The sequence below is a fragment of the Reichenbachiella ulvae genome (assembly GCF_025833875.1).
Lineage (GTDB): Bacteria > Bacteroidota > Bacteroidia > Cytophagales > Cyclobacteriaceae > Reichenbachiella > Reichenbachiella ulvae.
Genome location: NZ_JAOYOD010000001.1, coordinates 893,438 through 906,873 on the forward strand (window position 1 = coordinate 893,438; position 13,436 = coordinate 906,873).

14 protein-coding genes are annotated in these 13,436 nt (G+C 41.6%); 7 read left to right on the forward strand and 7 right to left on the reverse strand.

Annotated features, from left to right (window positions below):
• Window positions 1–45: 45 nt before the first annotated feature.
• A complete protein-coding gene (locus N7U62_RS03315; protein ID WP_264136456.1) occupies window positions 46–711 on the forward strand; it encodes a Rossmann-fold NAD(P)-binding domain-containing protein in 666 nt (221 codons plus the stop codon).
• 244 nt (window positions 712–955) lie between these two features.
• Complete coding sequence (locus N7U62_RS03320; RefSeq protein WP_264136457.1) at window positions 956–1,309, forward strand: hypothetical protein; 354 nt, start codon at window positions 956–958, stop codon at window positions 1,307–1,309.
• A 2-nt stretch (window positions 1,310–1,311) separates the two neighbouring features.
• Here the strand turns inward: N7U62_RS03320 and N7U62_RS03325 are convergent, their stop codons facing one another.
• Both N7U62_RS03325 and N7U62_RS03330 read right to left on the reverse strand, forming a co-directional pair.
• Window positions 1,312–2,193, reverse strand: a complete 882-nt coding sequence (locus N7U62_RS03325) for a sensor histidine kinase (RefSeq protein WP_264136458.1) — start codon at window positions 2,191–2,193, stop codon at window positions 1,312–1,314.
• 60 nt (window positions 2,194–2,253) lie between these two features.
• Window positions 2,254–2,982, reverse strand: a complete 729-nt coding sequence (locus N7U62_RS03330; protein ID WP_264136459.1) for a hypothetical protein — start codon at window positions 2,980–2,982, stop codon at window positions 2,254–2,256.
• Window positions 2,983–3,064: 82 nt separating this feature from the next.
• Here N7U62_RS03330 and N7U62_RS03335 point away from each other — a divergent pair, with 82 nt between their 5' ends.
• Window positions 3,065–4,468 carry a LytR/AlgR family response regulator transcription factor gene (locus tag N7U62_RS03335; protein ID WP_264136460.1) on the forward strand — a complete coding sequence of 468 codons (1,404 nt, stop codon included), beginning with the start codon at window positions 3,065–3,067 and terminating at the stop codon, window positions 4,466–4,468.
• Here N7U62_RS03335 and N7U62_RS03340 read toward each other — a convergent pair.
• Genes N7U62_RS03340 through der form a run of 3 tightly spaced genes read right to left on the reverse strand, consistent with a single transcriptional unit; the run spans window position 4,465 to window position 6,611 of the window.
• A complete protein-coding gene (locus N7U62_RS03340; RefSeq protein ID WP_264136461.1) occupies window positions 4,465–4,665 on the reverse strand; it encodes a YwbE family protein in 201 nt (66 codons plus the stop codon). The genes N7U62_RS03335 and N7U62_RS03340 overlap by 4 nt on opposite strands.
• 11 nt (window positions 4,666–4,676) lie before the next feature.
• The gene (locus N7U62_RS03345; RefSeq protein ID WP_264136462.1) at window positions 4,677–5,294 is read right to left on the reverse strand and encodes a transcription elongation protein SprT; all 618 of its coding nucleotides are present in this window, start codon (window positions 5,292–5,294) and stop codon (window positions 4,677–4,679) included.
• Complete coding sequence (gene der, locus N7U62_RS03350; RefSeq protein WP_264136463.1) at window positions 5,295–6,611, reverse strand: ribosome biogenesis GTPase Der; 1,317 nt, start codon at window positions 6,609–6,611, stop codon at window positions 5,295–5,297. It lies immediately after the preceding gene.
• A 167-nt stretch (window positions 6,612–6,778) separates the two neighbouring features.
• Here der and ligA point away from each other — a divergent pair, with 167 nt between their 5' ends.
• From ligA to dapA, 3 genes are read left to right on the forward strand one after another with little or no spacing between them, the layout of a single operon-like run.
• Window positions 6,779–8,791 carry an NAD-dependent DNA ligase LigA gene (ligA, locus tag N7U62_RS03355; RefSeq protein WP_264136464.1) on the forward strand — a complete coding sequence of 671 codons (2,013 nt, stop codon included), beginning with the start codon at window positions 6,779–6,781 and terminating at the stop codon, window positions 8,789–8,791.
• 1 nt (window position 8,792) lies between these two features.
• Window positions 8,793–9,311, forward strand: a complete 519-nt coding sequence (locus tag N7U62_RS03360) for a DUF6913 domain-containing protein (protein WP_264136465.1) — start codon at window positions 8,793–8,795, stop codon at window positions 9,309–9,311.
• Window positions 9,301–10,176 (forward strand): 4-hydroxy-tetrahydrodipicolinate synthase, encoded by an 876-nt coding sequence (gene dapA, locus N7U62_RS03365; RefSeq protein ID WP_264136466.1) that lies wholly within the window; start codon window positions 9,301–9,303, stop codon window positions 10,174–10,176. Before N7U62_RS03360 ends, dapA begins: the two co-directional genes overlap by 11 nt.
• An 80-nt stretch (window positions 10,177–10,256) precedes the next feature.
• On the opposite strand, the gene N7U62_RS03370 is transcribed toward dapA, so the two are convergent.
• Both N7U62_RS03370 and N7U62_RS03375 read right to left on the reverse strand, forming a co-directional pair.
• Window positions 10,257–10,433 (reverse strand): BF3379 family histone-like protein, encoded by a 177-nt coding sequence (locus N7U62_RS03370; RefSeq protein WP_264136467.1) that lies wholly within the window; start codon window positions 10,431–10,433, stop codon window positions 10,257–10,259.
• Window positions 10,434–10,537: 104 nt separating this feature from the next.
• Window positions 10,538–11,785 carry an aminotransferase class I/II-fold pyridoxal phosphate-dependent enzyme gene (locus N7U62_RS03375; RefSeq protein WP_264136468.1) on the reverse strand — a complete coding sequence of 416 codons (1,248 nt, stop codon included), beginning with the start codon at window positions 11,783–11,785 and terminating at the stop codon, window positions 10,538–10,540.
• Between the two features lie 161 nt (window positions 11,786–11,946).
• Here N7U62_RS03375 and accC point away from each other — a divergent pair, with 161 nt between their 5' ends.
• Complete coding sequence (gene accC, locus N7U62_RS03380) at window positions 11,947–13,431, forward strand: acetyl-CoA carboxylase biotin carboxylase subunit (RefSeq protein WP_264136469.1); 1,485 nt, start codon at window positions 11,947–11,949, stop codon at window positions 13,429–13,431.
• Window positions 13,432–13,436 lie beyond the last annotated feature (5 nt).

The following is a 13,436-nucleotide window of genomic DNA, read 5'->3' on the forward strand; positions in this document are numbered from 1 at the left end:
ATAAGCCACGCAACCTTTCCCTGTCTTTAAGAGTTAGTTCCTTCTATGAATGTAATCATAACAGGAGCTTCCGGAATGGTAGGGAAAGGTGTTTTACTTGAATGTTTGGACGATGATCAAGTTGAGAGGGTGCTTACGATCGGTCGTTCCGAAATTGATATCGAACATCCTAAGTTGGAAAAAATCATTCATGATGATTTCAACGATTACACGATCATCAAGGATAGGTTGAAAGGCTATGATGCCTGTTTTCTATGTATGGGGATCAGTGCTGCAGGTCTCAATGAAATGGAATATCAAACCATCACCTATGATTATACCCTGGCACTTGCGAAAACTTTGCAATCCTTGAACCCAAACATGACTTGTACTTATGTTTCAGGTCAGGGTACTGATTCAACAGAAAATGGCAGGATCATGTGGGCCAGAGTAAAAGGTAGAACTGAGAATGCCCTCTTGAATTTGGGATTTCGTCAGGCTTATATGTTTCGTCCCGGAGCAATCATCCCCTTGCGAGGGATCAAATCAAAAACCAGGAGTTATCAATTCATGTACGACTATTTCATGTGGTTGGTCAAACTGATCAAGTTCTTTGCCCCAAATTCAGTTGTGAATACGACTCAGATAGGAAGAGCCATGATTCGTCTCACCCAAAAAGGGTATTCGCGATCAATTATTGATCCAAAGGATATCATCGTTTTGGCACAATAATCTTTTTTAGTAAAGACCATTCTTCAAAATTTCAGTCCTGAACTGTTGGATATTTAATGGATTCCAATGGTTATTCAACTTCAATTTTTGTAAGTTGGTACTAATCCCATATTTTTGAAAATTCTGGAAGAAAAGGGGAGTAAGTATTATTGGAGAGATGAAGAGTTCAGCAGCAGGTATAGAAATCGAATTGTACAGGGAATTTAGGTGCGCAAATTTATCTTGGGTCAAAAGTCATCCTAAGGTGGGGTTGATAAAGGCAAGCGCGTCTTACATCCCAATAGAAGAATTCAAAGAAGTGTTCTTGTCAGTGGCTGACTTGGTTAAGGATAAGTCAATTGACAAATTGATTTTTGATAAAACCTCACTTCAAGTATTTCATCAGCCTTCGATGGAGTGGTATTTCGTGGAGTGGAAGTCTGAAATGGCTAAGATAGGTCTAGTCAGACATGTGAAAATACTGCCGGACGATTTGGTGTTTTCTCAAAGTGTCAAGTTAGGTAGACAACAAATCGATGAGAAATACCCAGATGCGCCTTTTCATGACCTATCTATACAGTATGCTGATACCCTGGAAGAAGCCTTGTCTCTAGATTAGGATCATCTGTCAGGCGGCAAGTCTATGTTAATAATAAATCGGGTTCCCTTTTGGCTACTTTCAAACTTGATATCAGCATGAATGATTTCTGCAGCCTTTTTAGCAATAAATAAACCAAGCCCACTTCCTCCTGATTTCTCTGAGCCTCGACTAAACATTTCGTATATCTTAGGTTGGGTTTCGGGATCGATACCATCTCCATCATCTTCAATGTAAATAGCGAGTTGGTTTTCTTTCTTCTCTGCTGAAATGGAGAGATAACCTGGCTTGCTATTGTCACGAAACACGATTCCGTTCATCATGATTTGTTTGATTACCTCCATCAGTGCAAACTTGGAGCAGCGAAGTGGTGGCTGATTCTCCAAGGCTTGATAATCAATAGTTACCTGATTTTCCTTAGCTAGTGGTGTTAGGTAGTTTATTCGATCATTGATGAGCTCATTGATGAAGAAGGACTCTAACTGTACTTCCTTCTTAGGTTTGTAGTTGATTAGGTCTGCCAAACTAGACAGGGCATTCATAATTTCGATCATATGATTGCCCTGCCCTTCTATTTGGTCGATGTATTCTTTGATACTGTCCTCTATGTCTCCTGCCTTGATGATCTGAATCAGTCCCATCACATTGGTGATTGGTGTTCTCAATCCATGAGACGAATGGTAAAGGAGGTTTTCAAGTTCCTCATTTCCATGTTGAAGTTCATTCAGTGTGCTTTCTAGTCGCTTATTTTTTTTGACTAGTTCTTCTACAGCAGCTGATAACATGCCTCTCTGGGCCTCTAATTCTTCCTGTTTGTCTTTGAGCTGCTGGTCTCTTTCCTTGATTATTTGCTTCAGTTCTGCTGTTTCCTGACTCATTTTTCTCTTTTGTATTACCTCTTGCAAAATCAATAGGTGTTAGTACATACGATTTTGCTTCAACAAAAGATGAGTTCTTTGAGAAATTTAGGAAGGCCTCTCTAGTATCCGTTGATAAGTCATCACTGTTTGTTTATCCAAAGATTCCATAATCAGTGAGTCGCCCACTGTATAAATCATGTATTGTTCAACAGGTACCTCTTTGTCATAGTTGACCAAACTGAGTCTGGGATCATGCGCATCCATATGCCAAAATCCTCTGGTCTGGCTGCCATCTGCTAACCGAACATCGTATTGCCTGGTCCATCTCACATTCAGGTATTGCAGTCCCTTCGGGTCATAGGATGCTGTGATGTCCTTTCCCTTTTGCTTGACAATTTGTAGATCCCATAAGCCGATGACTTGATCTGCTGGTGCAGCTGGGAATTTGTTGATAGGTGACAAGGTTACTTTTACGCGCATACCTTCTTCTTCACGTTCCCAAAACATATTGTCATCGGTAAAAGTCACCTTGAAAGGACCGAATGGATCTAGTGGTTGGTTTTTATTGGTAGGTTTGAAAGTACCATCTGAGTAGGTGTAGGTTCCGATCAGGTTTTGTGTCCAACCATTCCCTGCTTCACAACTCATGTCTTCACGAAAACGAAACCACTTGGCCGTTGGAGTGACGTCTCTATCACCCACTGTTACCAGATCTACTCCCCAGAGTCCTAGCATGGGGTTGCTTTGGGCTTTGGCTTTGAAGCTGTGAGAAAGAATAAGAGTTAGACCAACTGATAGTTGAATGAAGAGGATGAAGATGCTTTTTGATTTCATGTTTTTATGATGTTTATGATTTAAAGTCAAGGCGAGGGATTTCAACCTGCCATGTTGCAATAGTGATCTATATTTGTTGATCATGAAGGTTTTTTTGGGTCAACGACAGATACAATTGGTGAACGACAAGTTAAGAAAGCATTGGAGCTGGGAGCGTCTGTCTGTTGTGCTGGTAATTGTGATCACCTTTGTCTTGATAGCCCTTCTATACAGTAGCAATGATTACGTTTTTGGTTCAGAAGTGAGATGGGCACGATTGTCTTACAGTCTGGATAGAGAAAATTGGGATCAGGAGATACCAGTCGAAGATGATTTTTGGATTCGGGGCGAACTGGATGTGCCTTCTAATGAAGTGAATTACAATGCACTATTTTTTGGGTTGAGCGCTTCCTATGATGTTTTTTGGGATGGGCGTCTGATTGGGCAGAATGGTGACCCTGAAGAAGCAGGTAGGATTCATTACATACAACCTCTGGGAATCGTAGGGGTGGCGCCAGGCCTTCATGTAGTTGAGCTTAGAGCGCACAGCGAACGATCGCTTTTTGAAGGGGACTTGTTTGCAGGGGTGATATTAGGTGATGGGAGCCAATTTGCCATACAGCCTGTTTTGCAGTTTTCTAGTGTGGCCATGACTTTGGGCTTGCTGCTTATTATCGGACTTTCCTTATTTATTAAAGGAGGAAAAAGGGATGCTATGTGGGTTATTGTCGCTTTGGTCATGTATTTGGTGATCAATTACCTAAAGACCCTGTATAACTACCCCTACACCTGGCACGAGTATCGTTTGGTGGCCTATGCTTTAGTGATCCTGTTTCTGGCTTTGACTCTCATCAACTATGCTTTTGCCCAATCATCAGTGATTCGATTCAGGAAAATTGTCTTGCCTATTTTGACGTTAATTTTTGCAGCCTACTTTTATATGTTTTCCAATTACAGTGAGGCGAAATATTATTTGCTCTTTACTGCTCCAGTTTTAAGTATCCTGTTGATCAGCTCTAGATATAGAGAGTTCAAATCTTGGGTTTTGATAGGGTTGCTTTTGGTCACATCATTTGTGACTTGGTATATTGAGGTCGGCCTGTTGATGGTGTTAGGGTATGTCGCTATCCTATTGATCGAATATTTTGAGGATGAGGAGGTCGAAGAGGAGGAGGTTGTGGTCACGACTCATCTTACAGCCAGTCACAAGGGTGAAAAGCGATTGTTGGCTCTGTCAGAAATTTGTGCAATCAAAGGAGCCAATAACTATGCGGAGATCATCTTAGATAATCAAAATCATTATCTCAGTGATAAATCATTGGGTAAAATCATGCAAGAAGTTCCGAACCATTTTGTTCGAATACACAAGTCCTACATTGTAGATTTTAGTAAGGCTCAGGGACTGAAGTCTAACGAGTCTGGAGGGAAAATTCTTTGTGTGAGTAATGGTATGGAGTTTCCTGTAGGAAGAACCTATGTCAAGTCTATCAAGGAACGCTTGATTTAATCTTCGATGATATGCTTGACTCGACCTACCTGACCGTCTTCTAACATGACTTTGATGCCATGAGGATGATTAGGGGACTTGGTCAGTAGTTTAGCAACGATGCCTCTCGTGAGATTGCCACTTCGTTGGTCTTTTTTGAGTACTATATCTACTTCGGCACCCACTTGTATATTTTTTCTTATTGTTCCTTCGGACATTATTATTGTGATTATTGATTTTTAAAAGGACTCACCGGTGCTGATCCAGAAATAAGGTACTGCTTACCACTGTCACTGTGCTCGCAGAGGACCCGAGTCCTACGATGTTCAATTTTGCGATAGATTTTCTGCTGGAAGAGAAATTTCTGACCTATTTCAATTTCGCTAAGGTAAGTGCTGCTGCCTCCCTTGTCATGAGCACGTAGTGCCTTGAATAATTCAGGGTCTGATACACTGGTGGCCTTAGGGTTCTTCATGTGACGGGCCAAAGGTCTGAGGATATCCATAGGGAAAACATCTTCTCGAAGCATGGGGATCATCAGTTTCTTGAATTGATGCTTCCATTCTTTACCATGTGGACTGACTTTATTTTGGTGTATATCAAAATTGGTTTTGTGCGCCACTTCGTGAATGTAAGTAATCAGAAAGGCGTAGGGGTTCAGCCCTCCATTTACGGAGATACTGTGCTTTCCCGTATTTGGGTCATAGCGGTAATCTCCGTATTTGCTCTTACGGTTGGGGGTGATCTTTAGATTAAAATTCAGTTGCTGCCAGAGCTCAAAGCAATAATCGACTGCCAAAGCGGGCAGATGCCGTTCAAAAGCCGATCGATGCTTCTCGTTTCTCAATTATTTCTTTCTGAAATAGATTTTGACTGGTACTCCCTGAAAATTGAAATGTCCCCTCAACTTGTTGAGTAGGAATCGTTCATAAGGTTCTTTGATGTACTGCGGCAAGTTGCAGAAAAACGCAAAAGATGGCGTTCTGGTTGGCAACTGAGTGATGTACTTGATTTTGATGTGCTTACCCTTGGTGGCTGGAGGTGGGTAGCGTTCGATCTCAGGTAGCATAGCATCGTTGAGTTCAGAAGTAGACACTCTTCTCGTACGATTGTCAAATATCTCAATGGCCAATTCGATGGCTTGAAAGATTCTTTGTTTTTCGATCACAGAGGTGAAAATAATAGGAATGTAAGAAAGTGGTTTGCCTAATTTCTCCAAGATTTCCTTTCTGAAATTTTCTGCAGTATTGCTTTCCTTGTTTTCGATCAGGTCCCATTTGTTCACCATGATCATGATACCCTTTTTGTACTTGTCCGCCAGAGTAATGATGTTCATGTCCTGTGCTTCAAAGCCACGTGTGGCATCTACCATTACGACACAGACATCACTGTCCTGCAACGACTGAATGGCTCTTAAAACTGAGTAGAACTCAATGTCTTCTTTGACTTTGCTTTTCTTTCTGATTCCTGCCGTGTCGGTGAGGATAAAATCTTTGCCGAAAAGCTTGTAACGAGTATTGATGGCATCACGAGTGGTTCCCGCAATGTCTGTTACGATTGAGCGATCCTTTCCCAAAAGGGCATTAAGGAAAGAGGATTTGCCTGCATTTGGCCTACCTAAAATTGAAATTCTTGGAATCCCTTCTTCTGGATTTTCTAAATCATCGTCCTGAAAATGTTCTACTACTTTGTCTAGTAAATCTCCTGTACCAGAACCACTGGCAGAGCTAATAGGGAATACTTCGCTTTCCAGTCCTAGCCCATAAAACTCTGCTGACTGCATGTCCAGGTTTGGGTTGTCAGCTTTGTTAGCTACTACCAAAACGGGCTTTTTTAGCTCCCTCAGGATATTCGCAAAATCCTTGTCCATATCGGTCATGCCGTCTTTGCAGTCCACCATGAAAATAATCACACTTGCTTCGTCTAAAGCTAGTTTGACTTGATCACGAATTTGTGCTTCGAATATATCATCCGAACCCGTCACATACCCTCCAGTATCAATGACCGTAAAGTACTTGCCAGACCACTGACCAAAGCCATAGTGACGGTCACGAGTAACCCCGCTTTCATCATCCATGATGGCTTTTTTCTGTTCGACTAATCGATTGAAAAGAGTTGATTTACCGACATTAGGTCGTCCTGTTATGGCTAAAATATTTGACAATTTCCTTGTGTTTTAATGCGGGTGCAAATTTAGAGATCAGAGCGCATTAATTAACAGTTTATATGGAATTAGTTAAATATTTAAAATAGGCTTCCAATAATGAACATATGCAGGGCTTCCTTCGCAGGAATTTATAAATTTGTCAGCGCTTTTTTAAGCGAATTTCAATGACGAGAGAGGAAGCAAATATCGAGATCAAAAGACTGAGTCAGCAGATCGACCATTACAACTATCAATACTATCAGGAGAGTGAGTCTGAAGTGTCTGATTATGAGTTTGATCAGTTGATGAATAGGCTCATAGAACTGGAGGGGAAGTATCCTGATCTGAAGCAGTCCGATTCTCCCACTCAGCGAGTAGGGGGAACTGTGACCAAGGAGTTCGAAACGGTGGTGCATAAGTATCGCATGCTTTCTCTAGCCAACACCTATTCTGCAGATGAATTACGGGAATTTGATCAGCGGGTAAAAAAAGGATTGGGAACAGATGATTATGAATACTTCTGTGAATTGAAATTTGATGGAGTAGCCATCAGTCTCACTTATGTCAATGGTAAGTTGGAAAAAGCAGTGACCCGTGGGGATGGTACTCGTGGGGATAATATCACGGCCAATGCCAAGACCATTCGTTCTATTCCTTTAAAAGTAAGAGGAGAAGATTATCCCGCTGAATTTGAGGTACGAGGAGAGGTTTTTATGCCAAGTACCGTTTTTCATGCTTTGAATGAACAAAAGGAGGCAGATGGTGAAGAAAAACTTGCCAACCCAAGAAACACTGCTTCGGGCACTTTGAAAATGCAAGACTCATCGATAGTGGCAGCACGAAAACTTGATTGTTATCTGTACAGCCTGTTGGGTGAGGACAATCAGGTCGCTACCCATGAAGATGCGATCAAGAAAATTGAGTCTATGGGCTTTCATGTATCACAGACTTATGAGAAATGTGATACCATAGAGCAGGTCATAGATTATATCCAAAAATGGGAGACACAACGACACGACCTGGATGTAGAAACAGATGGAATCGTAATTAAGGTCAATAGCCTGGATCAGCAAAATGAATTAGGTTTTACGGCCAAGAATCCAAGATGGGCTATTTCATATAAGTACAAAGCCGAGAGTGCTTTGACTCGATTGAATGATGTGGTCTATCAGGTAGGGCGTACTGGGTCAGTAACTCCAGTGGCAGTCTTAGAACCTGTTTTGTTGGCTGGCACTACAGTTAAACGTGCATCATTGCACAATGCCAACGAGATCGAAAGACAAGACCTCAGAGTGGGTGATTATGTGTTTGTAGAAAAGGGAGGCGAGATCATTCCTAAAGTAACTGGAGTTGACCTGAGCAAGCGAGAAGAGTCTCTGCCCAAGTTCGAGTACATTACTCATTGCCCTGAATGCGATACAGAGTTGGTGCGCGTAGAGGGGGAGGCCAATCACTATTGTCCTAATATTGAGGCTTGTCCGCCTCAGATCAAAGGGATGGTAGGGCATTTTGTGCATAGAAAGGCAATGGATATTGATTCGATTGGAGATCAAACCATCAAGCTGTTGTATGACAAAGGCTATTTAAAAAATGTAGCAGATCTATATGATCTAACTTACGAACAGGTTTTTAATCTGGATGGCTTCAAAGAATTGAGCGCCCAAAATTTATTGAAGGGAGTGGAAGCATCAAAGCAGGCTCCTTTTGAGCTGCTGTTGTTTGGATTGGGGATAAGATATGTGGGCAAGACCGTAGCGGAAAAATTAGCTTTGCACTTCAAGAATATGGAGGCCCTTCGTCAGGCTTCTTTTGAAGAGCTAGTTGCTGTGCCTGAGATTGGAGATCGCATAGCGCAGAGCTTATTGGATTATTTTGCCAAGCCAGAAAATCAAGAGTTGATCGAAAGGTTAGAGAAGGCTGGATTGCAAATGGAGGTAGATCCTTCTCAATTTGAAACATCTAGTGATTTGCTGGAAGGAAAGACTTTTGTCATCTCGGGAGTATTTGAAAATCATAGTAGAGATGAGCTAAAGGAATTGATAAAAGATAATGGAGGAAAGGTGGTGTCATCTATCTCTGCTAAGCTAGATTACCTATTGGCCGGAGATAAGATGGGTCCAGCCAAACTTGAAAAGGCGAATAAACTTGAAATAACAATAATCTCCGAGAGTGACTTTGAGGGGATGATCCAAACCTGATATGATAGGCAAATATTTAGTTAAACTAAAGACCAGATTTGCTCTAAGGAAGAAGTCAGAGAGAGGCTCTAAAGCCTACCAGGATGCAAAACGTTTTGGTATTCTCTATACTTATTCTACTGAGAAGAATCACAAGCTGGTCTATGAGTGGATAGAAGAATTAACCCAAGAGGGGAAATCGGTGCAGGTCATCACTTTTATTCCCAAAACGAAGAAGAAGGATAATTTTGATTACCCTTTCTTCAGCGAAAGACATTTAAAATCCAATGGAAAGTGGAGTTTAGAAATAGTCGAGGACTTCAAAGAAGCGCCTTTTGATTATCTGCTCTCACTGGACAAAGGGTTGGATAAGTATACGATGAATATATTGGCTACCTCAAAGGCCAAATGCAGAGTAGGACTCTATGCCGAGGGTGTGAGCCAATATTTTGAAATGATGATTAATCATGAAAAGGGTGACTTCAGAGCTTTGTTGAGTGAAGTGCATCATTATTTAAAGGAATTAAGAAATGAACAATAAGTTTAAAGGTACAGGAGTAGCGTTAGTGACACCATTCGATGAGAATGAAAGGATAGACTTTGAGGCCCTGGAGAAGTTGGTGAATCATGTGAGTGATGGAGGAGTGGATTATTTGGTGGTGATGGGCACCACTGCAGAATCACCAACCCTGAGTGAGGCCGAAAGGGTAGAAGTTCTTCGTTTTGTCAAGTCAAAAAATAAGAAGAAGCTTCCCGTGGTATATGGATTGGGAGGTAACAGTACAGGTACGCTTGTTCGCCAATTTCAAAATTTTGATGAGTATGTAGATGCCTTTTTGGTGGTGTGTCCATACTATAACCGTCCGGGACAGGAAGGTTTGATTGCTCACTATCGTGCGGTAGCAGATGCGGCCAAGCAGCCAATCATATTGTATAATGTGCCGAAGCGTACAGGTGTCAACCTTGATACTGATTCAGTATTAGAGCTGGCCGAACATCCTAATATTATTGGAATCAAAGAAGCTTCAGGGACGCACGTAGAGCAGGCTAAGCAGATAGCTGAAAGAATGCCTGAGGATTTTATCCTGACTTCAGGGGATGATGATTTGATTATTCCTTTCATGGAGGCGGGAGGTCATGGTGTGATCTCGGTGATTGCTAATGGACAGCCTAAAGAGACTTCTGATGTGATCCGAGCCATGTTAGCGGGCAACATGGAAGAGGCCCAGGAGGAAAATTCGAAAATTGTGGAGCTGTTGAGTTTGATCTTCATGGAGGGAAACCCTACTGGTATCAAAGCACTGTTAGCGGCCAAGGGTATTATCAAGAACTATTTGAGGTTGCCTTTGGTTCCTGCTTCTGATGAGCTCTATAGACTGATTGAAGCAGCAGAAAAGAAGATTTAGGCTGAGAATTATAAAAAATGGAACATAAAAAAAGGGAGTAACTTGAAAAGCTACTCCCTTTTTTAATTTTCTGGGTTCAATTAACCTTGATTCTTGATGTCTTGAACTTCAACTCTGATCTCTTGAGCAAGGTTTTTAAGATCTTGCATACCTTTTCTTACTCTAGTACCAGCAGCTTGATTCTTTTTGTCGTAGAATTTTTCGAAATCTCCTTCCAATCCTAAGATCAAGTCTTTTACTTCATTAAATCTGTCCATATTGTTTTATAATTTAAGGTTATTGAATATTAAACAAGGGGAGCAATTTATATCAAAAAACATTAAATCAGCATGATAGAGCATGTTTTTTGAAAAAAAATGCTCTAAGCTAATTCACCAACTTCGTCAGTTTGGTAAACTCCTTTGTCAAGTTTTGATTTTATCTGTTCGAATACAGAAATAGTTTCATTCACATCGTCCATGCTGTGAGCAGCCGTTGGGATGATTCTTAGCATAATCACGCCTTTAGGTACTACAGGGTACACAATCATCGAACAGAAGATGTTATAATTGTTTCTTAAGTCCTTGATCATGTTAGCAGCTTCCTGCCACGCGCCATTCAAGAAAACCGGAGTTACAGGCGATTGCGTGTTGCCAATGTTGAATCCTTTGTCTTTAAGGCCTTTTTGCATGGCATTAACAATCGTCCAAAGCTTATCTTTCAGCTCAGGCTTAGACTTCAATAAGTCTAATCTCTTTTGGTTACCAATTACCAATGGCATTGGGAGAGACTTAGCGAAGATTTGAGATCTCACGTTGTACTTCAAGAAATCAATTACTTTCTTGTCTCCAGCGATAAATGCACCAATACTAGCCATTGACTTAGCAAAAGTAGAGAAGTAAAGGTCTACACCATCCTGAACACCTTGCTCTTCGCCTGTACCAGCACCTGTTGGTCCCATAGTACCGAATCCATGCGCATCGTCGATCAACAGTCTGAACTCATATTTTTTCTTAAGCTCAACCACACCTTTGATGTTGCCCATGCTACCCGACATACCGAATACACCTTCGGTGATTACAAGTACACCGCCACCATTTTCTTTAGCGAGTTTTTCAGCTCTTACCAATTGTTTTTCAAGACTCTCCATGTCGTTGTGCAGATAAACGAAACGCTTACCAACATGAAGTCTCAATCCGTCGATGATACATGCATGACACTCAGCATCGTATACTACGATATCTTTTCGCCCTACAATTGCATCTATTGCTGACATGATGCCTTGATAACCGTAGTTAAGAAGCATACATGATTCTTTTTGTACAAATTCTGCAAGATCGTTTTCGAACTTTTCATGATGTACGGTGTTACCAGTCATCATTCTGGCACCCATAGGGTAGGCAAGTCCCCAGTCTTCAGTCGCCTTTGTATCGGCTTCTCTTACCTCAGGGTGATTAGCTAGACCAAGATAGTTGTTCAAACTCCAAGTCAATACTTCCTTCCCTCTGAATTTCATACGAGGAGCAATCGGGCCTTCCAGTTTTGGGAACATATAATAGTTCGTGTGATCCATGTCTGAATGTTGCCCAAGAGGCCCCATGTCCTTCGAAAATTTTTCAAATAAATCCATTAATTTACTGTTCTAAGATGATCTTGATCAATACTAAAATGTGTGCAAATTTAACATATTCAGAATCTTTGGCAATAGCCCTAGACCCAATTTGTGAATATACATTTAAAATACAGGTCAAATAATAGTCAAAACAACTTAAAACAAAAATCACACCCAAAATGAAAGAGATTAAAAAAATCCTGGTTGCCAATCGAGGAGAGATAGCCCTGAGGGTAATGCGCTCTGCAAGACAAATGGGAATCCAAACCGTGGCTGTCTACAGTGATATCGATCGCAATGCACCTCATGTCAGGTATGCGGATGAGGCGGTTTGTTTGGGTGAGGCGAATGCTTCGGTTTCTTATCTGAACATTGATAAAATAGTAAAAGTGTGCCTGGAGCAACATGTCGATGCAGTACATCCGGGCTATGGGTTTTTGTCTGAGAATCCCCTCTTTGCCAATGCCCTTGCCAATAATGGCATAAAACTGATTGGTCCGAGCGCAAGGTCAATGGAGTTGATGGGGGATAAGCTGACTTCCAAACAACTGTTAGAAAAGCACCAGGTTCCTATGGTCCCCGGCCTCAACGAGGCTGTTAGAGATTTGTCCAAGGCTAAGCAAGTGGCCAAGGAGATTGGTTACCCTGTGATGATCAAGGCTTCTGCTGGTGGAGGAGGCAAGGGGATGCGTATCATCGAGTCAGAACAGGAACTTGAATCCATGATGGAAAGAGCAAAAAGTGAAGCTGCCTCTGCCTTTGGGAATGATGCGGTTTTTATTGAAAAGTTCGTGACCAACCCCAAACACATAGAAGTACAAGTTTTAGCAGATCAGTATGGGAATACCATACATTTATTTGAAAGGGAGTGTAGTGTCCAGCGCAGACACCAAAAGGTAATAGAAGAGGCCCCATCTGCAGTATTGACCGAAGAAAAAAGAAAGGAAATAGGTGAGGCGGCAGTCCGTGTAGCCAAGGCTTGTGACTATGAAGGCGCAGGAACGGTTGAGTTTATGGTAGATCAGGATTTGAATTTCTATTTTCTGGAAATGAACACGAGACTTCAAGTGGAACATTGTGTGACTGAGGAAATCACTGGAGTAGATTTAGTGAAAGAGCAAATCAAGGTGGCAAGAGGCGAAAAACTGAGTATTGAGCAAGATCAATTAAAGATTCATGGCCATGCCGTAGAAGTAAGGGTTTATGCAGAAGACCCTCAGAATAATTTTTTACCCTCAACAGGGGAGCTGAAAGTGTATGTGAGACCACAAGGGCCAGGCGTAAGAGTAGATGATGGGATGGAGTTAGGGATGAAAGTCACGACTCACTATGACCCGATGATTGGAAAATTAATAGCAAAAGGAGCCAATCGAGAAGAGGCAATTGATCGATTGATCCAGGCCATAAACAACTTCCGAATAGGAGGAGTCGAAACTACCCTTCAGTTTTGTAAGTTTGCTTTGAATCATGAAGCCTTTAGGTCTGGCAAGTTTGATACCGGGTTTGTGGGTAAGTATTTTCAGCCTGAAATACTGCAAGAGGTGGATGAGCCAACGATGCTTGCTGCGGCAATTGCTGCTGTGAGTTCATTGGATGAAGGGACGAAAACTCCATTTTTTACCAATCAAAAATCCATGGCCTGGGCTTCTAGGAAGTCTTATTAATAAGT

Bases quoted from the DNA above. Each gene is read 5' to 3' on its own strand.
- N7U62_RS03315 (WP_264136456.1), top strand. From the start codon at position 46: ATGAATGTAATCATAACAGGAGCTTCCGGAATGGTAGGGAAAGGTGTT.
- N7U62_RS03330 (WP_264136459.1), bottom strand. From the start codon at position 2,982: ATGAAATCAAAAAGCATCTTCATCCTCTTCATTCAACTATCAGTTGGT.
- N7U62_RS03335 (WP_264136460.1), top strand. From the start codon at position 3,065: ATGAAGGTTTTTTTGGGTCAACGACAGATACAATTGGTGAACGACAAG.
- N7U62_RS03340 (WP_264136461.1), bottom strand. From the start codon at position 4,665: ATGTCCGAAGGAACAATAAGAAAAAATATACAAGTGGGTGCCGAAGTA.
- ligA (WP_264136464.1), top strand. From the start codon at position 6,779: ATGACGAGAGAGGAAGCAAATATCGAGATCAAAAGACTGAGTCAGCAG.
- N7U62_RS03360 (WP_264136465.1), top strand. From the start codon at position 8,793: ATGATAGGCAAATATTTAGTTAAACTAAAGACCAGATTTGCTCTAAGG.
- dapA (WP_264136466.1), top strand. From the start codon at position 9,301: ATGAACAATAAGTTTAAAGGTACAGGAGTAGCGTTAGTGACACCATTC.
- N7U62_RS03370 (WP_264136467.1), bottom strand. From the start codon at position 10,433: ATGGACAGATTTAATGAAGTAAAAGACTTGATCTTAGGATTGGAAGGA.
- N7U62_RS03375 (WP_264136468.1), bottom strand. From the start codon at position 11,785: ATGGATTTATTTGAAAAATTTTCGAAGGACATGGGGCCTCTTGGGCAA.
- accC (WP_264136469.1), top strand. From the start codon at position 11,947: ATGAAAGAGATTAAAAAAATCCTGGTTGCCAATCGAGGAGAGATAGCC.